The following is a 21,628-nucleotide window of genomic DNA, read 5'->3' on the forward strand; positions in this document are numbered from 1 at the left end:
CTCGCCAGGGGAGCTAGCGAGGGCCGCGTAGTACACCGTCGTTCGCGCCTAGGTTCGCGAACACGATGTGGGAGCTCTTGAAGAGGCTTAGAAGGGCAGCAGCACGTCCATGACCTGCTGACCGTAGCGCGGCTGCTGCACGTCCATGATCTGGCCGCGGCCGCCATAGGCGATGCGGGCCTGGGCGATCTTGCTGGAGTCGATGGTGTTGTCGCTCTGGATGTCCTCGGGACGGACGATGCCGGCCACGATCAGCTCGCGGATCTCGTAGTTGACGCGGATCTCCTGCTTGCCTTCGACCACGAGGTTGCCGTTCGGCAGTACCTGGGTGACGACCGCGGCGACGTTGGTCTGCAGGGCTTCCGTGCGGTTGACCGAGCCCTTGCCGTCGGCAGAGGATGTCGAGTCGGTGGTGAGAAGGCGGCCGGGCAGGATCTTGAGCGGCTGCGTCACCGTCTGGCTGCCGATAAAATCGGTAATTCCCGAATCTTCCTTGGCGGTGCGGCTGCGCTGGGTCTCGTTGGCGATGTTGGCCTTGTCGGTGATGTTCACGGTCACGGTGAGGAGGTCGCCCACCTGGTGGGCGCGCTGGTCCTTGAAGAAGGCGCGGCTGCCGTTGCGCCACAGCGAGTTCGGATTGTAGGAGGCGACTTCCGGCTTCGGCATCGGCATCTGCACCGGCTTGTAGCCGGGCTGCGTCGTCGGATTGTCGATCGCGGACAATTTCGGCTGCTCGCCGATCTGCGACAGGCGGTCGATCGAGGAGCAGCCGCCCAGCGCGCAAGAGGCCAGCAGCAGGGCAGAGATCGCGATGCGACGAAGACGGGAAGCCGAACTGAACGGGGACATGACTTACTCTGACTTGGCTGGAGCTTGCGAGACGCGGGCTTGCGGGATCTGGGCTTGTGCGATGTGAGCTTGAGCGGCTTGGGCCGGCGCCGCGGGGGCCTGGACCAGGCCCCGGACGAGGGCTGCAGTGTCGACGGGGGCGGGCGCTTCGTCGCGCTTGAGCGAGGAGGTCTGCTCGACCGCCGGCGCCATCGGCGCGGACTGGCTGGCGCCCTGCACGGTGACCTGGCCGCGGCCGGTGACGACACCGGTCAGCGTGCGCTTGGATTGCAGGTTGAGCACGGAGACGGTGTCGCCTTCGGCGCCGCTCTCGATCGCCTTGCCGCGCGTGGTGAGGTAGAGGCCCGGCACCTCGTAGATGATGGTGACGCTCTGGTCGCGCTGCACGAAGTCGGGCTTGACGATGTCGGCGACGCGGATCGGCGTGCCCGCCCGCATCGGCCGGCGCAGCTGCATGCCGATGGTGCGATCGCGCGAGGCGGGCTCGCCGGCGACCTCGGCCTTGGGCCGGCGCTCCAGCGAGATGTCCGAGGCTTTCAGCATGTCGGAGCGGTCGATGTCGCGGGTCAGCACGGCGACTTCCACGGTCTCGATCGCGGTGCCGGTGAAGCGCAGCTTGGTCGGCGTCGGGTTGTTGTCGTTGTTGATCTCGAAGGCGATGTCGAAACGGCCGCTGCGCGCATCGTAGCGGGTTGCGACCGGCTGCAGCGTGCCGGTGTTGGAGGCGTCGAGCCGCATGTCGGAGACGCCGCGGTCGAAGGTGACGGTGATGTTGGCGGCATCGCCGAGGCCGAAGCGGCGCTCGAGCGCGGACGCCACCGCGTTTTCGAGGTCCTTGTTGGCGAGGGTGCGGGCGAGGCGGGTGACCTGCACCTCCTTGATGTCGCCGGTCATCACGCCGATCACCTGCTTTGCGCGCAGCACGCCCAGGACTTGGGCGACCGGCAGCGCACCGGTGGCGCCGAGATCGGGCGAGCGATAGACCGGGATCAGCGCGGCCGAGCCGGCATTGTCGATGAGGTCGCCGACCCGAACCACGTCCGAGGTCACGGTGACGTTCGCGCGCAGCGTCGGCGCGGCGATGCCGTCGTCGGCGGCCTCTGCCGGCAGTGCCAGCAGCAGGAGAGCTGAGATCGTGGCGAGGGCGGTGCGGATCATCGTCATTACCTCAGCGGAACAGCGCCGTGGTCGACTGCATCATCTGGTCGGCGGCGCTGATGACCTTGGCGTTCATCTCGTAGGCGCGCTGGGCGGCGATCAGGTCGCTCATCTCCGAGACGACGTCGACATTGGCCTGCTCCAGGCTTCCTTGCGTGATCTTGCCGTAGCCTTCGGAGTTCGCCGTGCCGTCCTGCGGCGGGCCCGAGGACGGCGTCTCGGTGAACTGGTTGCTGCCGACCGGCTGCAGCCCCGCCTTGTTGATGAAGCGGGTCACGTTGATCGTGCCGACGATCGAGGAGGTCGACGATCCCGGCAGTGTCACCGAGACCTGGCCCTGCTCGCTCACCGTGATGCCCGAGGCATTGTTCGGGATAGTGATGGTCGGCTGCACCGGGTTGCCCTGCGCGGTGACGACGCGGCCCTGATTGTCCATCTGGAAGGTGCCGTCGCGGGTGTACTGATAGGTGCCGTCGGGCATCAGGATCTTGAAGAAACCTTCGCCCGAGATCGCGAGGTCGAGGTCGTTGCCGGTCTGAGACAACGTGCCTTGCGTCATGCTGCGCGGCGTGCCGACGGTCTTGACGCCGCCGCCGATGTCGACGCCGACAGGCAGGATGGTGCCCTGGTCCGAGGCCTGCGCGCCGACGCGGCGCACGTGCTCGTAGATCAGGTCCTGGAACGCCGCGGTCTGTTTCTTGAAACCGGTGGTGCGGAGGTTGGCGATGTTGTTGGAGATCACCTGAACGTTGAGTTCCTGTGCCGCCATTCCGGTCGCCGCGGTGTGAAGCGCCTGCATGTCAGTTCTCCCCTAATCAGGCCGGAACGTCGGCGAGCTTCTCGATCGCCGATTTGTGGAGGTCGCTCTGCTGCTGCAGCAGATTGGCGATGGCGGTGTAGCTGCGCATGACTTCGACCATGCGGGTCATCTCGCCGACCGAGTTGACGTTCGACTTCTCGATGTAGCCCTGCCGCACGCTGGACTTGGTGTCGGCCTGCTGGGCGGCCGAGCCGGTGTCATAGAGGTTGGCGCCGAGCTTGGTCAGCTTGGTCGGATCGTCGAACGAGACCATGCGGATCTTGCCGCGGATCGAGTCGGTTCTGGCCGTGCCCTCAAGCACCGTGACGGTGCCGTCGGGGGCGATGTTGATGTCATGGTCGGTCGGCTGGAAGGTGATCGGGCCGCCGGTGCCGAGCACGAGGTTGCCGTCGGAGGTGACGAGCTGGCCGGTGCTGTTGAGCGAGAACTTGCCGTCGCGCGTGTAGCGCTCGGCGCCGTTGGCCTGCACCGCGAAGAACGCGTTGCCGTCGATCGCCATGTCGAGCGGGTTGTTGGTCGGCTCCATCGGCCCCTGGCCGACGTCGCGGAAGGTGCCGCGGTCCTGCACATAGGAGACCCGGCGGTCGGAGCCGATGAAATTGTCCTCGCGCGCGTTCGAGTTGAGGTACTCCTCGAACAGCGAATGGTCGGCCTTGAAGCCGTTGGTGTTGGCATTGGCGACGTTGTTGGCGATGACATCCATCTGCCGTTCCAACGTCATCTGCCGTGACAAGCCGATCAGAAGCGCGTTCTGCATCGGAGGATCTCCCCTGAGTGAGATCTGCCTCCTCGCTCTCCCAAGCGCCTTGGCGGACCCCGTGAAGAGACCGCCTGGTTCTCCCAAACCGTTCGGTCTCGGTCCTCTCTCAGCGAAAGCCGTGCCAACCTGAAAAGCTATGAAACTTCAATGTGTTGTGGATTTTTCGAGGGTGCGGGAGGGCGGCAGAAAGGTTCTGTTAGCCATGTTTGCCCGGCAGATTTTTCCTAGCTGAGCCCCAATCGAAAGAAACCGTTAACCATTATTACCGTAGCGTTTGCGTGCAAGAGGAGCGCATTGCGCTGGGACATTCGTATCGCGTCACTGTCTGCCAGGGGGCTTCGCTCTTTCGATTCCTTTAAGAGATGAGCGAGCCCGGCGACCATGGCAGAGAATGAAGCTGAAGGCGGCGCAGCCGCCGAGGGCGCCGAAGCCGCTCCCCCCAAGAACAAGCTCAAGCTCATCATCATGGCCGTCGGCCTGCTCGCCATCCTCGGCGGCGGTGCTGCGACCTGGTTCTTCTTCTTCCGTCACGGCGACGACGAGCATCATGCCGAGGTGGCGCCCCCGCCGAAGCCGCCGGCCTTCGTCGACGTCCCTGACATCATGGTCAACCTCGCCGGCGCGCCGGGCGAGCGCGTGCAATATCTGAAGCTGAAGATCGTGCTGGAGCTGAAGGAAGAGAAGCAGATCGAGGCGATCAAGCCGACCATGCCGCGCGTCACCGACATCTTCCAGACCTATGTGCGCGAACTGCGCTCCTCCGACCTCAACGGCTCCGCCGGCATCTTCCGTCTCAAGGAGGAGCTGACCAAGCGCGTCAACGCGGCGGTCTCGCCGATCCAGGTCAGCGCGGTGCTGTTCAAGGAAGTCGTGATCCAGTGATGATGCTGCGGAAGGCAACGGGCTAGCGTCATGGCCGGCAACGAGCAAATGGACCAGGATGCGATTGCCGCCCAATGGGAGGCGTCGCTCGATTCCGAGGATCCCGCGGAGGCCGCGAAGGCCGCTGCCGAAAACGAGCTGTCGGAGACCATGGCCCTGCAATGGGCGGCCATGGTCGAGGACGGCAGCCGCGATCTCGGCAGCGGCAAGAATTCCGGCGAGCGGGTGCTGTCGCAGGAGGAGATCGACAATCTCCTCGGCTTCACCGTCGGCGACGTCACGCTCGACGACCACAGCGGCATTCGCGCGATCATCGATTCGGCGATGGTCTCCTACGAGCGCCTGCCGATGCTCGAAATCGTCTTCGACCGCCTGGTGCGGTTGCTGACGACCTCCTTGCGCAATTTCACCTCCGACAACGTCGAAGTCTCGCTCGACCGCATCACCTCGGTGCGCTTCGGCGACTACATGAATTCGATCCCGCTGCCCGCCGTGCTCTCGGTGTTCAAGGCCGAGGAGTGGGACAATTTCGGTATGGCGACGGTTGATTCCAGCCTGATCTACTCGATGATCGACGTGCTGCTCGGCGGCCGCCGCGGCACGAGCCAGCTTCGCATCGAGGGCCGGCCCTACACCACGATCGAGACCGAGCTGGTCAAGCGGCTGGTCGAGGTGGTTTTGATCGACGCCGAGCAGGCGTTCCGGCCGCTGTCGCCGGTGACCTTCACGATCGACCGGCTCGAGACCAATCCGCGTTTCGCCGCGATCAGCCGTCCCGCCAACGCCGCGATCCTGGTGCGCCTGCGCATCGACATGGAAGACCGCGGCGGCAACATCGAGCTGCTGCTGCCTTACGCCACCATCGAGCCGATCCGGGGCGTCCTGCTCCAGATGTTCATGGGCGAAAAGTTCGGCCGCGACCCGGTCTGGGAAGGCCATTTCGCCACCGAGATCAACCAGGCCGAGATCGCGGTCGATGCCGTGCTCTACGAGGCCGACATCCCTCTCAAGCAGCTGATGCGGCTCAAGGTCGGCGACACGCTGCCGCTCGACATGCGCGCCGATGCCAACGTCACCGTGCGCTGCGGCGACGTCACGCTGACCGAGGGGCGGATGGGCCGGGTCGGCGACCGCGTCGCGATCCGCGTGACGAAACCCCTGCGCAAGCCAAGTACGACACTTGCGATGTTCGAGAAGGTGGACGAGCAGAACAAGATGATGGAGGCCCCATGAACCACTCCCTGGGAATGGCGATCGAGACGCTGGTGGCTATCCTGCTGATGCTCACGATCGGCTACTGTATCCTGCTGAACAAGCGGCTGACGCGGCTGAAGGCGGACGAGCATTCGCTGAAGGCGGTCATCGCGGAGCTGATCACCGCGACGGAGATCGCCGAGCGCGCGATCGGCGGGCTGAAGCTCGCCGTGCGCGACGTCAACGAGAACCTCGGCAGCCAGCTCGCGGCGGCGACCCAGATGTCGGACCAGCTCTACAAGCAGCTCGGCGAAGCCGACAACGTGGTGCGGCGTCTGTCCAAGATCGCGATCGCCGCGCGTCCCGTGACCAGTCCGGAAGCGGTTGCCGCGCCCGTGGCAAAACCCTCGTCGGCGAAGGCGGTGGCGGCCGCGGCCGAAGCCTTCTCCGAGCGCCGGCGATCCAACGGCATCGCCGCATAAAGCCATGGTATGAAGTCCTTCCGTAACATCCGCGTCATTCCGGTCGTCCTGGTCGCCGTCGGAGGTCTCGCGACGCTCAAGGTCGCGGGCCTCGTGGTCAATGGCGGCTATGTCTTCGACTACAAGCCGAACCAGGCGAAGAAGTCCTGGGCACAGGAGAATCTGAACTTCCCGACCGGCCGTGAGGATCCTGACATCACCGGCTCGACCCATGGCGCGCCGAAGGAGGCGCCGAAGCCCGCCGCGCCCGAGACCAAGCCCGAAGGCACCGTGGTGAAGGTGGAGGAAGGCCAGCCGCAGGTCTCGGCCTCCGAGCGCGCGATCCTCGAACGCCTGCAGGCGCGCCGCCAGGAGATAGAGGCGCGCCAGCGCGAGATCGACATCCGCGAGAGCCTGCTCAAATCCGCCGAGAAGCGCATCGAGAACAAGGTCGAGGAGATGAAGGCGGTGGAAACCCGCATCTCCGCGACCCAGGCCGAGCAGAAGGCCGCCGAAGCCCAGCGCATGAAGGGTCTCGTCACCATGTATGAAGGCATGAAGCCGAAGGACGCCGCGCGGGTGTTCGACCGGCTCGAGATGGGCGTGCTGATCGAGATCGCCTCGGCCATCGCGCCGCGAAAGATGTCGGACATCCTCGGATTGATGTCGCCGGAGGCCGCCGAGCGGCTCACGGTCGAAATGGCCCGCCGTGCCAATGGCGGCGGCGATCAATCCGCCTCGGCCGGCGACCTGCCCAAGATCGACGGCAAGCCGACGCAAAAGCCGAATTGAGGGCTCATACTTAAGAAGTCCTTAATTGGCAAAACCTACATTCGAGGGCATCGGCCGGCGCCAGTTGCCGGCGTGAACCGCCGAACCGGAAGACATGCCGCAAATGGCGCGAGAGGCTGCCGCTGGATTTGTGTCGCGAGCCCGCGCCTTGGCGCTGGGGCTGTCGCGGCATGCCCGCAAGGTGCCGGTGCTGGCAGCCTGCCTCGTGATCGGCCTCGCGGCGCCCGGCCTAGCGGCCGATGCCGTCAGGGGCGAGGCGACCTTCTCGGCCGGCGGCGGCTTTGCCCGTCTCGTCATCAAGCTCGGCGAGGATGTTCCGTCCGAGGTGACGACGGCCGGCTCCATTCTCATCATCCGCTTCGACCGTCCCGTCGAGGTTCCCGTCGACCGCGTCCCGGAAGGCGCGCCCGACTATGTCAACTCCGCCCGCCGCGATCCCGATGGCGGCGCCATCCGCCTGTCGCTGGCGCGGCGCGTCACCGTCAACACCATGAATGCCGGTGAGCGCACCTTCATCGATCTCCTGCCGGAGGGCTGGAAGGGGCCGCCGCCGAGCCTGCCGATGGACGTGGTCAAGGAACTCGCCGAGCGTGCGCGTATCGCGGAGCGGGCGCTGCGCGCCCAGCGCGCCGCGGCCGAGACCAAGAAGCGACCGCAGATCCGCGTCCGCGCCTCGATGCAGCCGACCTTCGTGCGCTTCGTGTTCGAGATGCCTGACGGCGTCGGCGTGTCCTCGGTGCTCAATGAGCAGAAGCTCACGCTGATGTTCAACGCCAATCTCAATTTCGATCTTGCGGACGCCGTCGTCGCCGCGCCGCCGAACGTCGCCTCGATCAAGCAGAAGGCCGACATCGACCAGACCAGTGTCGAGATCGCGCTGATCGGCGATTCCGACGTGCACTCCTTCCGCGACGACAAGAACTACGTCGTCGACGTCTCCTTCCAGCCGGACAAGGGCAAGACGGCCATGACGCCGGAGGCGGCGATCGCGCAGGCCAGGCCTGCTGGCCACGCATCGGCGCCTCCGCCGGAAAAGCCGGCGGTCGAGAAGCCGAAGGAGGTCCGCCGCGAGGTTACGCCGCCGACATCGGAGACGATCGCGCGCGAAGCCAAGATCGAAGTGAAGCCGGAAGCTCCCGCCGCGATGCCAGCCGCCGAAGCGCCGAAACCGGTACCGGCGCCTGTTGCCGAAGCTCCGGCTGCACCCGCCAAGCCCGCGACGGCCGAGGCGCCCAAAGAGGTCGTGACGGAAGCTGCGAAGGAGCCGGTCAAGGAAGCCGTCATGGCTCCGCCTGTCGAGGCGCCGGCAGTGCCGCAGCCCGCCGTTGCCGGCGTCGAAGCGCGCCGCGACAGCGACGGCCTGCGCGTCACGTTTCCGCTTCAGGTCTCGACCCCTGCGGCAGCGTTCCGCCGCGGCGACACCATCTGGCTGGTGTTCGATACACCGAAGCCGATCGACGTCGAGGCGATCCGTACCAAGGGCGGCGCGATGGTCGGAGAGGTCGGCCGCATCCCGCTCGACAAGGGACAGGCGGTGCGCATCCGTCTCACCCGGCCGCTGGTCTACTCGCTGACGACCGAGGAGGTCGGCAAGGAGACCAACTGGCTGCTGACCCTTGCCGACAAGATCCAGGCGACGCCGCTGCCGCTGATGATGTCGCGCAACATCACCGATCCTGCGCTCGCCAACATCGCGATCCCCTTTGCCAACCCGGGCCAGCTGCACAAGCTGACCGATCCCGATGCCGGCGACACGCTCTATGTCGTCACCGGGCAGCGGCCGGTCCGTGGCTTCATCAAGCGGCAGGATCTCGTCGATCTCTCGCTGCTGGAATCCGCGCACGGCATCGCGATCCGGCCGAACTCGGACGAGGTCGGCGTCGAGGTCGGGGCCGACAAGGTCATTCTCGGCAAGAAGGGCGGGCTGACGCTGTCGCCGGTCGACATCTCCGCCGAGCGGGCACCGACCGCGGTGCGCCCGATCTTCAGCCCGGAAGCCTGGCGCAAGGGGCAGTCGGAGAATTTCTGGACGCGGCAGAGCGATCTGGTCATGGCGATCTCCACCGTCGATCCGGCGCAGCGCTCGCTGCCGCGGCTCGACCTCGCGCAGTTCTACATGTCGCGCGCCATGTATCACGAAGCCAAGGCCGTGACCGAATTGATGCTGGCCGATGCGCTCAACAAGGAGGAAAGCGGCGCGCTGATCCTGCACGCGATCGCGAGCATCCTGATCGGCCGGCCGGCACAGGGCCTGAAGGACCTCGCCAATCCCGTGATCGGCAACAGCCACGATTCCCAGCTCTGGAAGGCGCTCGCCTATGCGCGCCAGGGCAAATGGACGGACGCGCGCGAGAAGTTCAAGAACGTCGAGTTCGCCATCGCCTCGCTGCCGCTCGACATCCAGCGCATCGTGACCATGGACGCGATGCGGGCTTCGCTCGAAGTGAAGGACTATGCCGGCGCCTCCAAGCGCCGCAGCGAGCTCGAGGTCGTCGGCGTCTCGCCCGAGGCGGCGCCCGGCTTTGCGGTGTTGCGCGGCCGGCTCGCCGAGGCGCTCGGCCACGACAAGGATGCGCTCGACGACTACAAATTCGCGGTCGTCTCGAACGATCGCCTGGCTGCGGCCGAGGCCAAGCAGCTCGAGGTCGCACTGCGCCAGAAGCGCGACGAGATCGGCAAGGAAGACGCGCTGCGCGAGCTCGAGACGCTGTCGATGACCTGGCGCGGCGATGCGATCGAGGTCAAGACGTTGCAGATGCTGTCGCAGCTGTATGCCGCGAATGGGCGCTACCGTGACGCGCTCACAGCGGCGCGCACCGCGACGAGGCTGCAGCCGAACGCCGAAGCCTCGCGCCAGGCGCAGGACCTCGCCTCCGAGCTGTTCACGCAGATCTTCTTAGGCCCGAAGGGCGACGAGCTGCCGGTGGTCGAAGCGCTCGGCATGTTCTACGAGTTTCGCGAGCTGACGCCGATCGGCCGCCGCGGCGACGAACTGATCCGTCGCCTTGCCGACCGTCTCGCCTCGATCGACCTGCTCGACCAGGCCGCCGAGCTCCTGCAATACCAGGTCGACCACCGCCTCGAAGGCGCCGCCCGCGCGCAGGTTGCCGCGCGCCTGTCCATGATCTATCTCGCCAACCGCAGGCCCGACAAGGCGATCTCGGCGCTGCGCGCGAGTCGCATCAGCGATCTCTCCGGCGAGCTCAGGCAGCAGCGCCTGCTGCTGGAAGCGCGCGCGCAGAGCGACGTCGGCCGTCACGATCTCGCGCTCGACATCGTCTCCAACGTGTCCGGACGCGAGGTGCTCCGCCTGCGCTCCGACATCTTCTGGGCGGCGCGGCGCTGGCGCGAGTCCGCCGAGCAGATCGAGCTGTACTACGGCGAGCGCTTCCGCGACTTCAAGCCGCTCAACGCGGTGGAGAAGAGCGACATTATCCGCGCCGCCGTCGGCTATGCGCTCGCCGACGACTCGATCGGCCTGTCGCGCTTCCGCGAGAAATACGCGCCGTTGATGAGCGAGAGCGCCGACCGTCTCGCCTTCGACATCGCCAGCAAGCCGGCCGCGGCCTCCAGCGCCGAATTCGCCGAGATCGCGAAGCTCGCCGCCAGCGTCGACACGCTCGACGGCTTCCTGCGCGAGATGAAGCAGCGCTTCCCCGACGCCACCGCCCGCGCGCCGGCCTCGCCGCAGGCCAAGGACGAGAGCGACCACACCGGCTCGCTGCCCACGATCCCCGTCGTGCGGCAGATCAAGATGACGCGCTAGGAACCCTGCTACCTCTGGCCCACTCGACAGGTGCTGCGCGAGACGGCAACCTGCAGTATCTTCATGCCGGAAGAGGAACGATATGAGCAAGCCTGCCAAGACCGAAGCCGAACTCATCGCCATGGCGCGGGCCGAATTGAAGGCCCATGTCGATGGCCCCGACGGCTTCGCCATCTCCATCGTTCGCGACGGCGACAGCTGGGAGTTCCGCGTCGATGCCGATCAGGCCACGCGGGACAAGCCGGGCTTCCCCGAAAGCGTCGCCATGCTGGTCCAGATCGGCGACCATCTCAGCAAGCAGTATGACGTGAAGGGGTAGGGGGCGCGCGAACCCAAGCGCCTCATCCCCCGTAGCTCTGCACCAAACTTCCCGCCACCAGCGACCAGCCGTCGACCAGCACGAAGAAGATCAGCTTGAACGGCAACGAGATCGTCGCCGGCGGCAGCATCATCATGCCCATCGACATCAGCACCGAGGCGACGACGAGGTCGATGATCAGGAAGGGCAGGAACAGCAGGAAGCCGATCTCGAAGGCACGCTTCAGCTCGGAGATCATGAAGGCGGGAACGAGGATACGCAGCGCGAGGTCGTCGGGGGTGGCGGGCGGCGGCTCGCCGGAGAGGTCGAGGAACAGCTTGAGGTCCTTCTCGCGCACGTTCTTCTGCATGAAGCCGCGCAAGGGGACGGAGGCGCGCTGGAGCGCATCCTCGACACTGACCTGGTTGGCGACGAGCGGACGGATGCCGTCGTCGTAGGATTTTTGCAGCACCGGGCCCATCACGAAGAAGGTGAGGAACATCGCGAGCGCGATGATCACCGAGTTCGGCGGCGCGGTCGCCGTGCCCATCGCGGTGCGCAGCAGCGACAGCACGACCACGATGCGCGTGAACGACGTCATCATGATCAGGATCGACGGCGCGATCGAGAGCACCGTGAGCAGCGCGATCAGCTGGATCGCGCGCTCGGTGACGCCGCCGCCCTGGCCGCCGAGATTGATGCTGATGTCCTGCGCGTGCGCGGGCATCGCGAGCGAAGCCGCGCCGACCAGGACAGAAAGGAAAAGAACTCTACGCGGGAGGGCCGGCAGCCTCACGAAGACGGCTTCGGACGGCCGAGCAGCGAGGCCATCTCGTCTTCGAGATTTTCAAAGCTGGTCTTCTCCGCGGCGGGCTTTGCGGGCGGGGCCGGGGGCGCCGGCGGCTCGCTGCGTGCGACGCGCGGCGGACCGGCGGGCGGCTCCGGTGCAACCGGGGGCGCGACCGGTTCGCCGGCCGGGCGCCGCAGGGCGGCCTCTAACCGCTGCGCCATTTCGGCAAGATTCTGCTCGGCGCTCGACGGCACAGCGGCGGCGGGCGCCGGCGGCGGAACAGGCGGGGCCTGCGGCACTGGCGGAGGCGGCGGCGCTGCTGCGCGCTCGGCGCGCACCGGCGGCATCTTTGCCGGTTCGCTTTGGCGCGGCGGACGCGGCATCAGCGGCGGCTCGCTGCGGGCAATACGGGGCGGCAGCGGCTCGGGCCGCGGCTCACGCTCGGGACGCGGCGCCATCGGCTCCGGCGGAAAGCCGGGCAGGGCCGGCTCGCCGCGGCGTTCGGCCAGAGCGGGAGCGGGCCGGCGCACTTCGTCGGCGAAGGACGGCCGCGCGGGCCGCGGCGGCGGCGGCTCGGGCATTTGCGGCTCGGGATGATCGAGCAGTTCGGGCCGCGGCGCTTCGTCGGCCCAGGCGCCGGCATCGGGCATGGGGGCGAGGCGCGGCGGTTCGGCGGCGTTGGGGCGCTGCGGGAGCTGGTCGCGGCCGGGCGCGGCGCGCACGATATTGGGCTCGACGACGATGTCGGTCGGGCCGCCGATCATCAGGAGATGCTCGACATTGTCGCGCCGGACCAGCACCAGGCGGCGCCGGCCATCGACCGCGGCGGCATCGATCACGGCAAGCCGGGGCATCCGGCCGCGCTGGGTGTTGGCGCCGATCCGGCTGCCGGCGAATCGGCGGACCAGCCATGCAGCGACGCCGATCAACGCCAGAACGACGATGAACGCGACGATGAAGGTGATAGGGCTGCCTTGCATACTTGTCCCCGACAAATGGCGCTGTTCTCGCGCCCGTGGTCAGCTGCGCCAACCACCGGCGTACGATGCCCCAAACTGCGATCTCTTAACGTTCCACGGCAAGTTTTGCCGTCCCCAACTCTTAATAACCCATGAATCGCTCGATCCAAAACGACTTCTTGGCCCGTGCGCGAGCGGCCAAGCGGTTGGGTTAATGCCGCTTTTTGGTGCGTAGAATCACGGGATCGCAAGGTCGTGTCCCGCCCGGGGACATGTCCCGGCAGGATCCTTAACCAGCTGTTAACCATACAGGCGGCAAATTCTGCCTAGCTTCGGACACAAGTCCGACGGCGGAAGGAGCCGCAACGATGTCCATCAACGACCTCCCGGTGCTGTCGGCGCTTCGCACCAAGATGCAGTGGCATCAGGAGCGCCAGCGGGTCCTCTCCGAGAACGTCTCCAACTCCGATACGCCCAAATTCCGGCCGCGCGACCTGGTCGAGCCGAAGCTCGACAAGAGCGGCGCCGTCACGGGCTCGATGGGTCCCCTGGCGATGACCGTCACCAGCGCCTCGCACATGAAGCCGTCAGGCGCGGCCTCGGGCTTCGACCAGAACAAGAATGCCGGCTTCGAGACACGCCCGGCGGGCAATGCCGTCAATCTCGAAGAGGAGATGATGAAGGCCGCCAGCAACCAGATGGACTACGCGGCGGCGACCTCGCTCTATTCCAAGAGCCTGCATCTGCTCAAGACCGCGATCGGCAAGGGTTAAGAGCTAGGGGAACCGCATCATGGCGAATGACAGCAGCGACTTTGCCCGCTCGATGGCGATCGCGACGTCCGGCCTGCGCGCGCAGGCTGGACGCATGCGGGTGATCTCGGAAAACATCGCGAACGCAGATTCGACCTCGCAGTCAGCGGGCGGCGATCCCTACCGGCGCAAGGTTCCGACCTTCTCCTCGGCGCTCGACCGCACGCTCGACGCGCAGGTCGTCACACTCGGCCGGATCAAGCCCGACCAGTCCGCCTTCCGCGTCAGATACGAGCCGAACAATCCGGCGGCGGACGCGACCGGCAACGTCAAATATCCCAACGTGAACTCGGTGGTCGAGATGACCGACATGCGCGATGCGCAGCGGTCCTACGAGGCCAATCTCAACATCATCAGTGCGACGCGCCGGATGATCCAGCGCACGCTCGACATCCTCAAGAGCTGAACAGGACATTTGAGCCATGGCATCACCGACAATCGCCGCCAACGCCTATGCCAACCTCGCCCGCGTGCTGGAGAACAGCGGCGCCGGCAAGGGCAGCGAGCCGAGCGGGCAATCCTTCGCCTCGCTGCTGAAAGACGCCGTCGGCAGCGTGATGGAATCCGGCCGCAAGTCCGACGCGCAGACGGTGGCGATGGCCGCCGGCAAGGCCAACGTGATGGACGTGGTGACGGCGGTCGCCGACACCGACGTCGCCGTCTCCACCCTGGTCTCGGTCCGCGACCGCGTGATCTCGGCGTACGAAGACATCATGAAGATGCCGATCTGACGGATGCTGTCATTCCGGGGCGCGCGAAGCGCGAACCCGGAATCTCGAGATTCCGGGCTCTCGCTTCGCGCGCCCCGGAATGACGGAAATTACTGGAAGTGAGAAATCGAAAATGACCGGACCCGAGACCCTCGACGTCGCGCGTGACGCGATCTGGACCATCGTGATCGTGTCCTCGCCGCTGATGGTGGTCGGCCTCGTGGTCGGCGTGATCGTGTCGCTGTTCCAGGCGCTGACGCAGATCCAGGAGCAGACGCTGATCTACGTGCCGAAGATCCTGGCCATCTTCGCCACGATGCTATTGGCGCTGCCGTTCATGGCCGACTCGCTCCATGCCCACATGCTGCGGATCTCGTCGCGAATCATCGGTGGCTGAGGCACAATGCGCCCGCTATGCGCATCGACGTCTCGCTGCTGCCGGCGCTCGCCGCGTCCTTCATGCTCGCCTTCGCCCGGGTCGGCGCGATGGTGATGCTGCTGCCGGGCCTCGGCGAGACCAACATCCCGACGCGGATCAAGCTGTCGATCGCGCTGCTGCTCACGCTGATCATCCTGCCGCTGCATCGCGATGCCTACCACGTCGACATGGGGTCGCTGGCGCCGATGCTGGTATTGATGCTGCATGAGATCGCGATCGGCATCGTGCTGGGCGCGACCGCGCGGGTGACGCTGTCGGCGCTCCAGGTCGCGGGCTCCGTGATCGCGCAGCAGATGGGGCTCGGCTTCGTCACCTCGGTCGATCCGACCCAGGGACAGCAGGGCGTGCTGGTCGGCAACTTCCTGACCATGCTGGGGGTGACGCTGCTGTTCGCCACCGACAGCCATCACCTGGTCATCGCGGCGCTGAACGACAGCTACACCATCTTCTCGCCGGGCGAGACGGTGTCGAGCGGCGATGTCGCTTCGCTGGCGACGCGTGCCTTCGCCGCGGCGTTCCGGCTCGGCCTGCAGCTCTCGGGGCCGTTTTTGGTGTTCGGCCTCGTATTCAACATCGGTCTTGGCGTGCTGGCGCGGCTGATGCCGCAGATGCAGGTCTATTTCGTCGGCGTGCCGCTGTCGATCTTCGCGGGCTTCCTGGTGCTCGCCGTGGTGCTCACCGCGATGATGGGCACGTATCTCGATTATTTCATCGGTGTCATGCACCAGATGATGCCGCTCAGGTAACGAGGGATCGATGGCGGAAGACAACGATCCAGAAAGTCAAACAGAAGACCCGACGCAAAAACGTCTCGACGATGCGCTCGAGCGCGGCGACGTTGCCAAGAGCCAGGAGATCAACACCTGGTTCATGATCGCCGGCGGCACGCTCGTGGTCTCGACCTTCTCGGGCTCGGTCGGCAGCGGGCTGGTGACGCCGATGCGCAACCTGCTCGCCAATTCCTGGATGATCAAGACCGACGGCGGGAACCTGCTCAAATTGATGCAGCAGATCGAGGTCGCCGTGCTTGCCGCGGTCGGCGTGCCTCTCCTGATGTTGGTGCTGGCGGCGATCGCGGGCAACATGCTCCAGCACCGCCTGGTGTGGTCGGCCGAGTCCCTGAAACCCAAGTTCAGCAAGATCTCGCCCGGCGCCGGCTTCAAGCGCATCTTCGGCAAGCAGGCGGCGGCGAACTTCCTCAAGGGCATCGGCAAGCTGATCGCGCTCGGCGTGGTCATGACCATGATCCTGTGGCCGGAACGTCACCGCATGGAGGCGATGGTCAGGCTCGATCCGGCCGCGATGCTCGGCGCCAGCACCAGCATGACCGTCCATCTGTTAGGTGCGGTGGTCGCCGCGCTCGCGATCATCGCCATCGCCGACTATTTCTTCCAGTACCGCAGCTGGTTCCAGCGGCAGAAGATGTCGCTCCAGGAGATCAAGGAAGAGTTCAAGCAGTCCGAAGGCGACCCGCACATCAAGGGCAAGATCAGGCAACTCCGGCAGCAGCGCGCCAAGAAGCGCATGATGGCGGCGGTTCCCAAGGCCTCGGTGATCATTACCAACCCGACCCACTATTCGGTGGCGCTGTCCTACGAGCGCGGCATGTCGGCGCCGATCTGCGTCGCCAAGGGCGTCGACAACCTCGCTTTCAAGATTCGGGAGATCGCGCGCGAGCACGACATCCCGATCGTCGAGAACGTGCCGCTGGCCCGCGCGCTCTATGCCACCGTCGACATCGACCAGGAAATCCCGACCGAGCACTACCATGCGGTCGCCGAGGTCATCGGCTACGTCATGCGGCTGAAACAGGGATTCCGCGCCGGGCGCGGCTAAAACCCCCCGAAAAGTACCGGAAATGGCTGTAATATGGGAATCAGCGTACCTTTCCACCCTGCCGCCCTTGCACCTCAGGGTCCGATTGAGGCAGGGAAGGCCCTGCGCGCGCGGCAGCGCGTTGATTCTCTGCCAACAGGCTGCGCCAGCTCGAGATGACTGCTGAGACCGACCACGACCTCACACGCGAGCCCGTTGCGGCGCACGAGCCGTCGCCGCGCTCGGGCAGCATTGCGCTGGTGCTGCTGGTGGCCGCCGGCCTCGTCGCGGTCGCCGTCGGGCTGATGACGCTCGGCCGCGCGCAGGCGCAGCCCTATATCCTCGGCATCCTCGCCGTGCTGGCGATGGTCGGCCTGTTCAACCTGTTCGCCTTTGCCGCCGGTATCATCCGCTTCGCCGACCGTAGTCTCGATGATCCCATCATTGGCCGCATCTCCGATCACGCCTTCGACGGGCTCGCCGTCACCGATGCGCGCGGACACGTGGTCTATTCCAACGCGGCCTATCTGACGCTGACCGGCGCCAGCGGCCCGCAGGACGTGCGCCCCGTGGAGCGCGTCTTCATCGGCAACCCCGACGTCTCCGAAGCCGTGTTCCGCCTGCTGAAAGCCGCCCGCGAGGGCAAGCGCCAGCAGGAGGAGGTGCGTATCTCCGGCCATGACGGCAGCCAGGGCCGCTGGCTGCGCATGCGCGTGCGCCCGCTCGGCACCGGCAAGCGCGAGGCGAAATACGCGGTGTGGTCGATCGCCGACATTACCCGCGACCGCGAGCGCCAGGAGGACGTGTTCCAGGAACTCCAGCACGCCATCGAATACCTCGACCACGCGCCGTGCGGCTTCTTCTCGGTCAACCCGGCCGGCGAGCTTGCCTATGTCAACGCGACGCTGGCGAACTGGCTCGATTATGACCTCGCCGAGATCGGCTCGGGCGGCTTGAAGCTGACCGACATCGTCTCCGGCGACGGCGCCTCGTTGCTCACCGCGATCGTGGCGGTGCCGGGCGAGGTGAAGACCGAGGTCTTCGACATCGACCTGCGCATGCGGACCGGCAAGACCATGCCGGTGCGGCTCTATCACAAGCTTGCCTTCGGCGCCGACGGCGCGCCGGGGCCGTCGCGCACCCTCGTCATCAGCCGCGCCCGCGACGAGCGCAGCGACCCCGATCGCGCCGCCGAAGTCCGCTTCATGCGCTTCTTCGACCACACCCCGATGGCGATCGCGACCGTCGACCGTGCCGGCAACGTCGTGCGTGCCAATGCGCGCTATGCCAAGCTCGGGCAGGCGCTCGGGCTCGACAGTGCCTCGAAGTCGATCTTCCGCGCGGTCAATTCGCGCGATCGTCAACTGCTGATCGCGGCCATCAACCAGGCCGCCGAGGGACAGGCCGACGTCGCCCCGGTCGAGGTGGCGCTGGAAGGGACCAAGGAGCGCTGGGGCCAGTTCTTCGTCACGCCGGTGGACGCAGCCGAGAACGAGGCGGAAGCCGCCATCGTGCACATGCTCGAGACCACCGAGCGGCGCGCGCTGGAGAACCAGATCAACCAGTCGCAGAAGATGGAGACGGTGGGCCAGCTCGCCGGCGGCATCGCCCACGACTTCAACAACGTGCTCTCCGCCATCATGATGGCGAACGATTTCCTGCTGAACGCGCACAAGCCGACCGACCCGTCGTTCCAGGACATCATGCAGATCAAGCAGAACGCAACGCGCGCCGCGACCCTGGTGCGGCAGCTGCTGGCGTTCTCGCGCCGCCAGACGCTGCGGCCGCAGGTGCTCGATCTCGGCGATGCCTTGAGCGATCTCACCATGCTGCTGCGCCGGCTGATCGGCGAGAAGGTCAAGCTCGACCTGATCCACGGCCGCGACCTCTGGCCGGTGAAGGTCGACGTCTCCCAGTTCGAGCAGGTGATCGTCAACCTCGCGGTCAACGCGCGCGACGCCATGCCCGACGGCGGCAAGCTGATCATCCGCACCGCCAATGTCACGACGGAAGACGCGGGCAAGCTCGCCTACAAGGGCATGCCGGCGGCGGACTATGTCCGGATCGAGGTCGCCGACACCGGCACCGGCATTCCGGCCGACATCCGCGACAAGATCTTTGAGCCGTTCTTCTCGACCAAGGAGGTCGGCAAGGGCACCGGCCTCGGTCTCTCGACGGTCTATGGCATCGTCAAGCAGACCGGCGGCTTCATCTATGTGGACTCCGAGCCGGGGCAGGGCACCTCGTTCCACATCTTCCTGCCGCGCCACCACGCCGAGGCCGAGGTGCAGGTCGAGCAGCCCGCGGCCAGCGCGGCCAATGGCGCCGCGAAGGAAGCCGCGCCTGCCGCGCCGGCGGAGGGGAAGCCGCGCACCGATCTCACTGGGCAGGGCACGATCCTTCTCGTCGAGGACGAGGAGGGCCTGCGCGCGCTCAACGCCCGCGGCCTGCGCTCGCGCGGTTATACCGTGGTCGAGGCCGAGAACGGCGTCGAGGCGATGGAGGTGCTGGAGGAGCAAAGCGGCGCGATCGATCTCGTCGTCTCCGACGTCGTGATGCCGGAGATGGACGGCCCGACGCTGCTCAAGGCGATGCGCGAGCAGAATCCCGACATCAAGTTCATCTTTGTCTCCGGCTACGCCGAGGACGCCTTCGAGAAGAGCCTGCCCGAAGGCCAGCAGTTCGACTTCCTGCCAAAGCCGTTCACGCTCAGCCAGCTCGTGGCGGCGGTGAAGGAGACGATGACGAAGCAGGGGTGAGGCGCGGGCCCGAAAGATTGCGCCGACGCGCACCTACCTCCGCCGTCGTCCTGGCGAAAGCCAGGACCATACCGCGTGATCTCGCGTTCGTGCGCGCCGCCAAATCCGGAACGACCAGTCTTCGCCAAACCGCCTCTTAGGGTAATGGGTCCTGGCGTTCGCCAGGACGACACTGGCGAGGCATGTGCGCGCAACTTCTCCGTGGCGGCCGTCTGGATTGCTTCGTCGCAAGGGCTCCTCGCGATGACGAGGACCCGAGGAAAAACCGGAACCCACCGCCTAAACCCGCCGGTAACGGGCGACCACGGTTCCCCGTGCAGCCCGGCCAAACCCCCGTCAAATATGGGCTTTTGCCACATCCCCGCGACTGAGGGCCGCAGCCATCGGTTCCGAAACCGGCTTCACTTTTCGGGAAGTCTGCCCATCTTAGGGCCACGTCCCCATGCCGGGGATTTGGGAAACGCACATGACTTTCTCGCAACGATCCCGCTCTCTCTTCAAGACGATCGCCGTCGTGCTGGCGCTTGCGCTGCCGACTGCGCTCGCCATCTCGTCCGCTGACGCACGCGTCGGTGGCGGCATGTCGTCGGGTTCGCGCGGTTCGCGCACCTATTCGGCGCCGCCCTCGACCACGACCGCGCCGGGCTCGACCTCGCAGTTCAACCGCACCTACACCCAGCCGGGTGCAGGCATGAACTCGGCCGCAGCTGCGCCCGCGCGCGGCGGCCTGTTCGGCCGCGCCGGCGGCTTCATGGGCGGCCTTGCGGCCGGCTTCCTCGGCGCAGGCCTGCTCGGCATGCTGTTCGGCGGCGGCCTGTTTGGCGGCCTTGGCGGCCTGTCGTCGATCATTGGCCTGATCATCCAGATCGCGCTGGTGGTGTTGGTGGTGCGGCTGGCGATGTCCTGGTGGCAGCGCCGCCACTCGCCGCAGGCGGCCTATGCCAATGCTGACGCCAGCGCCGGTCCCGGACCGCAGACGAACTACCGCAGCGGCCTCGGTGGCGGCGGCCTCGGCGGTGGACTTGGCGGCTTCGGCTTCGGCGCCAACAACGCGCCGCTCGAGATCAAGCCGGACGACTATGAAGCGTTCGAGCGCCTGCTTGGCGAGATCCAGACCGCCTGGTCGAACGAGGATGTGGCCAAGCTGCACACGCTCGCGACGCCGGAAATGGTCTCCTATTTCGAGCAGGACCTGGCCCAGAACCGCGCGCGCAACGTCGTCAACAAGACCAGCAACGTGAAGCTGCTGCAGGGCGACCTCGCGGAAGCCTGGCGCGAAGGCGAGACCGACTACGCCACGGTGGCGCTGCGCTTCGCGCTCACCGACAAGACGGTGGACCGCAACACCGGCGCGATCGTCGCCGGCAGCGAGCAGCCGGGCGAGGCCACCGAGATCTGGACCTTCGCCCGTCGCCCGAACGGCGGCTGGGAATTGTCGGCGATCCAGCAGGCCAACTGATCGCAGACGAGATGAGAAACCAGGGCGTCGTGCTTCGGCACGGCGCCCTTTTCTTTTGGGCGTCCCGCAGCGCGGCATCGGAATAAGCGGGCGCGCCTCGGGTTGAAGTCAGACGGCGAACGAAAAACACGTTTGGGAGGACGAAATGATCCGTATCGGAAGATCCGTGACGATTTCAGGGTTCGCGCTTACGTTGGCCTTGCTCGCGGCGCCATCCGCGCACGCGCAGTCGGCTGACATGACGTTCTTCGTGACCTCCAGCGGCCCGGGCAAGGGCGCCGATCTCGGCGGCCTGGAGGGAGCCGACGCGCAGTGCCAGAAGCTCGCCCAGGCCGCCGGCGCCGCGACCAAGACCTGGCGCGCCTATCTCTCGACTCAGGCCGCCGACGGCAAGCCGGCCGTCAACGCGCGCGATCGCATCGGCAAGGGACCGTGGCAGAATGCCAAGGGCGCCGTCATCGCCAAGGACGTTGCCGACCTGCACGGTCCCGCCAACAACCTCACCAAGCAGACGGCACTCAGCGAGAAGGGCGAGGTCAACAACGGCGCCGGCGACACGCCGAACCGGCACGACATCCTCACGGGATCGCAGGCCGACGGCACCGCTTTTGCCGCGGGTGACGACAAGACCTGCAAGAACTGGACGTCGAGTACGCAAGGTGCTGCGGTCGTCGGCCATGCCGATCGTAAGGGCCTGCGCGACGACGAACCGTCAAAGTCCTGGAACAGCTCTCACCCCTCGCGCGGCCCCGACGGCGGCTGCTCGCAGGCCGATCTGAAGAGCACCGGCGGCGACGGCCTGTTCTACTGTTTCGCGTCGAATTGAATTGAGGCGCGAAGCTCTCTCCTCCGTCATTGCGAGGAGCTCTTGCGACGAAGCAATCCAGAGTCTGTCCGGGGAGACA

General features: G+C 66.4%; 21 protein-coding genes. 15 read left to right on the forward strand and 6 right to left on the reverse strand.

Features of this window, described 5'->3' with window-relative positions; translation table 11 throughout:
* Positions 1-87: 87 nt before the first annotated feature.
* Genes flgH through flgF form a run of 4 tightly spaced genes read right to left on the reverse strand, consistent with a single transcriptional unit; the run spans position 88 to position 3,584 of the window.
* Positions 88-849 carry a flagellar basal body L-ring protein FlgH gene (gene flgH / locus JQ603_RS23575; RefSeq protein WP_212342986.1) on the reverse strand — a complete coding sequence of 254 codons (762 nt, stop codon included), beginning with the start codon at positions 847-849 and terminating at the stop codon, positions 88-90.
* 3 nt (positions 850-852) lie between these two features.
* Complete coding sequence (flgA, locus tag JQ603_RS23580) at positions 853-2,007, reverse strand: flagellar basal body P-ring formation chaperone FlgA (RefSeq protein ID WP_212342988.1); 1,155 nt, start codon at positions 2,005-2,007, stop codon at positions 853-855.
* 10 nt (positions 2,008-2,017) lie between these two features.
* A complete protein-coding gene (flgG, locus tag JQ603_RS23585) occupies positions 2,018-2,806 on the reverse strand; it encodes a flagellar basal-body rod protein FlgG (RefSeq protein ID WP_212342989.1) in 789 nt (262 codons plus the stop codon).
* Positions 2,807-2,822: 16 nt separating this feature from the next.
* Positions 2,823-3,584 carry a flagellar basal-body rod protein FlgF gene (gene flgF / locus JQ603_RS23590; protein ID WP_212342990.1) on the reverse strand — a complete coding sequence of 254 codons (762 nt, stop codon included), beginning with the start codon at positions 3,582-3,584 and terminating at the stop codon, positions 2,823-2,825.
* A gap of 384 nt (positions 3,585-3,968) precedes the next feature.
* On the opposite strand from flgF, the gene fliL reads away from it, so the two are divergent.
* The 6 genes from fliL (at position 3,969) to JQ603_RS23620 (ending at position 11,001) form a co-directional block, all read left to right on the forward strand.
* Positions 3,969-4,469, forward strand: a complete 501-nt coding sequence (gene fliL / locus JQ603_RS23595; RefSeq protein WP_212342991.1) for a flagellar basal body-associated protein FliL — start codon at positions 3,969-3,971, stop codon at positions 4,467-4,469.
* A 30-nt stretch (positions 4,470-4,499) separates the two neighbouring features.
* Positions 4,500-5,702, forward strand: a complete 1,203-nt coding sequence (gene fliM / locus JQ603_RS23600; RefSeq protein ID WP_212342992.1) for a flagellar motor switch protein FliM — start codon at positions 4,500-4,502, stop codon at positions 5,700-5,702.
* Entirely contained in the window at positions 5,699-6,145 is a 447-nt protein-coding gene (locus JQ603_RS23605; RefSeq protein WP_212342993.1) for a DUF6468 domain-containing protein, read from the forward strand. Before fliM ends, JQ603_RS23605 begins: the two co-directional genes overlap by 4 nt.
* A 9-nt stretch (positions 6,146-6,154) precedes the next feature.
* Positions 6,155-6,916 carry a MotE family protein gene (locus JQ603_RS23610; protein ID WP_212342996.1) on the forward strand — a complete coding sequence of 254 codons (762 nt, stop codon included), beginning with the start codon at positions 6,155-6,157 and terminating at the stop codon, positions 6,914-6,916.
* 103 nt (positions 6,917-7,019) lie between these two features.
* Positions 7,020-10,682 (forward strand): tetratricopeptide repeat protein, encoded by a 3,663-nt coding sequence (locus JQ603_RS23615; RefSeq protein ID WP_212342997.1) that lies wholly within the window; start codon positions 7,020-7,022, stop codon positions 10,680-10,682.
* An 82-nt stretch (positions 10,683-10,764) separates the two neighbouring features.
* On the forward strand, positions 10,765-11,001 hold the full coding sequence (locus JQ603_RS23620) for a hypothetical protein (protein WP_212342998.1): 237 nt from the start codon (positions 10,765-10,767) through the stop codon (positions 10,999-11,001).
* 22 nt (positions 11,002-11,023) lie between these two features.
* Here the strand turns inward: JQ603_RS23620 and fliP are convergent, their stop codons facing one another.
* Both fliP and JQ603_RS23630 read right to left on the reverse strand, forming a co-directional pair.
* Positions 11,024-11,776: a flagellar type III secretion system pore protein FliP gene (gene fliP, locus JQ603_RS23625; protein WP_212343001.1), complete on the reverse strand. Its 753-nt coding sequence runs from the start codon at positions 11,774-11,776 to the stop codon at positions 11,024-11,026.
* Positions 11,773-12,750 carry a flagellar biosynthetic protein FliO gene (locus JQ603_RS23630; protein ID WP_212343003.1) on the reverse strand — a complete coding sequence of 326 codons (978 nt, stop codon included), beginning with the start codon at positions 12,748-12,750 and terminating at the stop codon, positions 11,773-11,775. The genes fliP and JQ603_RS23630 overlap by 4 nt, the downstream gene beginning before the upstream one ends.
* A gap of 347 nt (positions 12,751-13,097) precedes the next feature.
* On the opposite strand from JQ603_RS23630, the gene flgB reads away from it, so the two are divergent.
* The 9 genes from flgB to JQ603_RS23675 all read left to right on the forward strand — a co-directional run bounded on the left by flgB (position 13,098) and on the right by JQ603_RS23675 (position 21,549).
* Entirely contained in the window at positions 13,098-13,502 is a 405-nt protein-coding gene (gene flgB / locus JQ603_RS23635) for a flagellar basal body rod protein FlgB (RefSeq protein WP_212343004.1), read from the forward strand.
* A gap of 19 nt (positions 13,503-13,521) precedes the next feature.
* A complete protein-coding gene (flgC, locus tag JQ603_RS23640; protein WP_212343005.1) occupies positions 13,522-13,947 on the forward strand; it encodes a flagellar basal body rod protein FlgC in 426 nt (141 codons plus the stop codon).
* Positions 13,948-13,963: 16 nt separating this feature from the next.
* Complete coding sequence (gene fliE, locus JQ603_RS23645; protein ID WP_212343009.1) at positions 13,964-14,272, forward strand: flagellar hook-basal body complex protein FliE; 309 nt, start codon at positions 13,964-13,966, stop codon at positions 14,270-14,272.
* Positions 14,273-14,384: 112 nt separating this feature from the next.
* Positions 14,385-14,648 carry a flagellar biosynthesis protein FliQ gene (gene fliQ, locus JQ603_RS23650; RefSeq protein WP_011088555.1) on the forward strand — a complete coding sequence of 88 codons (264 nt, stop codon included), beginning with the start codon at positions 14,385-14,387 and terminating at the stop codon, positions 14,646-14,648.
* Positions 14,649-14,665: 17 nt separating this feature from the next.
* Positions 14,666-15,436, forward strand: a complete 771-nt coding sequence (gene fliR / locus JQ603_RS23655; RefSeq protein ID WP_212343010.1) for a flagellar biosynthetic protein FliR — start codon at positions 14,666-14,668, stop codon at positions 15,434-15,436.
* Between the two features lie 10 nt (positions 15,437-15,446).
* A complete protein-coding gene (gene flhB / locus JQ603_RS23660; RefSeq protein WP_212343012.1) occupies positions 15,447-16,526 on the forward strand; it encodes a flagellar biosynthesis protein FlhB in 1,080 nt (359 codons plus the stop codon).
* A gap of 155 nt (positions 16,527-16,681) precedes the next feature.
* A complete protein-coding gene (gene cckA / locus JQ603_RS23665; protein ID WP_212343014.1) occupies positions 16,682-19,264 on the forward strand; it encodes a cell cycle histidine kinase CckA in 2,583 nt (860 codons plus the stop codon).
* Positions 19,265-19,706: 442 nt separating this feature from the next.
* Entirely contained in the window at positions 19,707-20,723 is a 1,017-nt protein-coding gene (locus JQ603_RS23670; protein ID WP_212343016.1) for a Tim44 domain-containing protein, read from the forward strand.
* A 145-nt stretch (positions 20,724-20,868) separates the two neighbouring features.
* Positions 20,869-21,549, forward strand: coding sequence for a lectin (locus JQ603_RS23675; protein ID WP_212343018.1), 681 nt, complete (start codon positions 20,869-20,871; stop codon positions 21,547-21,549).
* The last annotated feature ends 79 nt before the right edge of the window (positions 21,550-21,628 follow it).

The sequence above is a fragment of the Bradyrhizobium liaoningense genome, from assembly GCF_018130825.1.
Classification (GTDB): domain Bacteria; phylum Pseudomonadota; class Alphaproteobacteria; order Rhizobiales; family Xanthobacteraceae; genus Bradyrhizobium; species Bradyrhizobium liaoningense_B.

Excerpts from the sequence above, each read along its gene's own strand:
- flgB (WP_212343004.1), top strand. The coding sequence starts at position 13,098 with ATGTCCATCAACGACCTCCCGGTGCTGTCGGCGCTTCGCACCAAGATG.
- fliR (WP_212343010.1), top strand. The coding sequence starts at position 14,666 with ATGCGCATCGACGTCTCGCTGCTGCCGGCGCTCGCCGCGTCCTTCATG.
- JQ603_RS23605 (WP_212342993.1), top strand. The coding sequence starts at position 5,699 with ATGAACCACTCCCTGGGAATGGCGATCGAGACGCTGGTGGCTATCCTG.
- JQ603_RS23670 (WP_212343016.1), top strand. The coding sequence starts at position 19,707 with ATGCCGGGGATTTGGGAAACGCACATGACTTTCTCGCAACGATCCCGC.
- flgA (WP_212342988.1), bottom strand. The coding sequence starts at position 2,007 with ATGATCCGCACCGCCCTCGCCACGATCTCAGCTCTCCTGCTGCTGGCA.
- cckA (WP_212343014.1), top strand. The coding sequence starts at position 16,682 with ATGACTGCTGAGACCGACCACGACCTCACACGCGAGCCCGTTGCGGCG.
- JQ603_RS23610 (WP_212342996.1), top strand. The coding sequence starts at position 6,155 with ATGAAGTCCTTCCGTAACATCCGCGTCATTCCGGTCGTCCTGGTCGCC.
- JQ603_RS23615 (WP_212342997.1), top strand. The coding sequence starts at position 7,020 with ATGGCGCGAGAGGCTGCCGCTGGATTTGTGTCGCGAGCCCGCGCCTTG.
- JQ603_RS23675 (WP_212343018.1), top strand. The coding sequence starts at position 20,869 with ATGATCCGTATCGGAAGATCCGTGACGATTTCAGGGTTCGCGCTTACG.
- flgF (WP_212342990.1), bottom strand. The coding sequence starts at position 3,584 with ATGCAGAACGCGCTTCTGATCGGCTTGTCACGGCAGATGACGTTGGAA.
- fliM (WP_212342992.1), top strand. The coding sequence starts at position 4,500 with ATGGCCGGCAACGAGCAAATGGACCAGGATGCGATTGCCGCCCAATGG.
- JQ603_RS23630 (WP_212343003.1), bottom strand. The coding sequence starts at position 12,750 with ATGCAAGGCAGCCCTATCACCTTCATCGTCGCGTTCATCGTCGTTCTG.
- flgH (WP_212342986.1), bottom strand. The coding sequence starts at position 849 with ATGTCCCCGTTCAGTTCGGCTTCCCGTCTTCGTCGCATCGCGATCTCT.
- fliL (WP_212342991.1), top strand. The coding sequence starts at position 3,969 with ATGGCAGAGAATGAAGCTGAAGGCGGCGCAGCCGCCGAGGGCGCCGAA.
- flgG (WP_212342989.1), bottom strand. The coding sequence starts at position 2,806 with ATGCAGGCGCTTCACACCGCGGCGACCGGAATGGCGGCACAGGAACTC.
- flgC (WP_212343005.1), top strand. The coding sequence starts at position 13,522 with ATGGCGAATGACAGCAGCGACTTTGCCCGCTCGATGGCGATCGCGACG.
- fliE (WP_212343009.1), top strand. The coding sequence starts at position 13,964 with ATGGCATCACCGACAATCGCCGCCAACGCCTATGCCAACCTCGCCCGC.
- fliQ (WP_011088555.1), top strand. The coding sequence starts at position 14,385 with ATGACCGGACCCGAGACCCTCGACGTCGCGCGTGACGCGATCTGGACC.
- flhB (WP_212343012.1), top strand. The coding sequence starts at position 15,447 with ATGGCGGAAGACAACGATCCAGAAAGTCAAACAGAAGACCCGACGCAA.
- JQ603_RS23620 (WP_212342998.1), top strand. The coding sequence starts at position 10,765 with ATGAGCAAGCCTGCCAAGACCGAAGCCGAACTCATCGCCATGGCGCGG.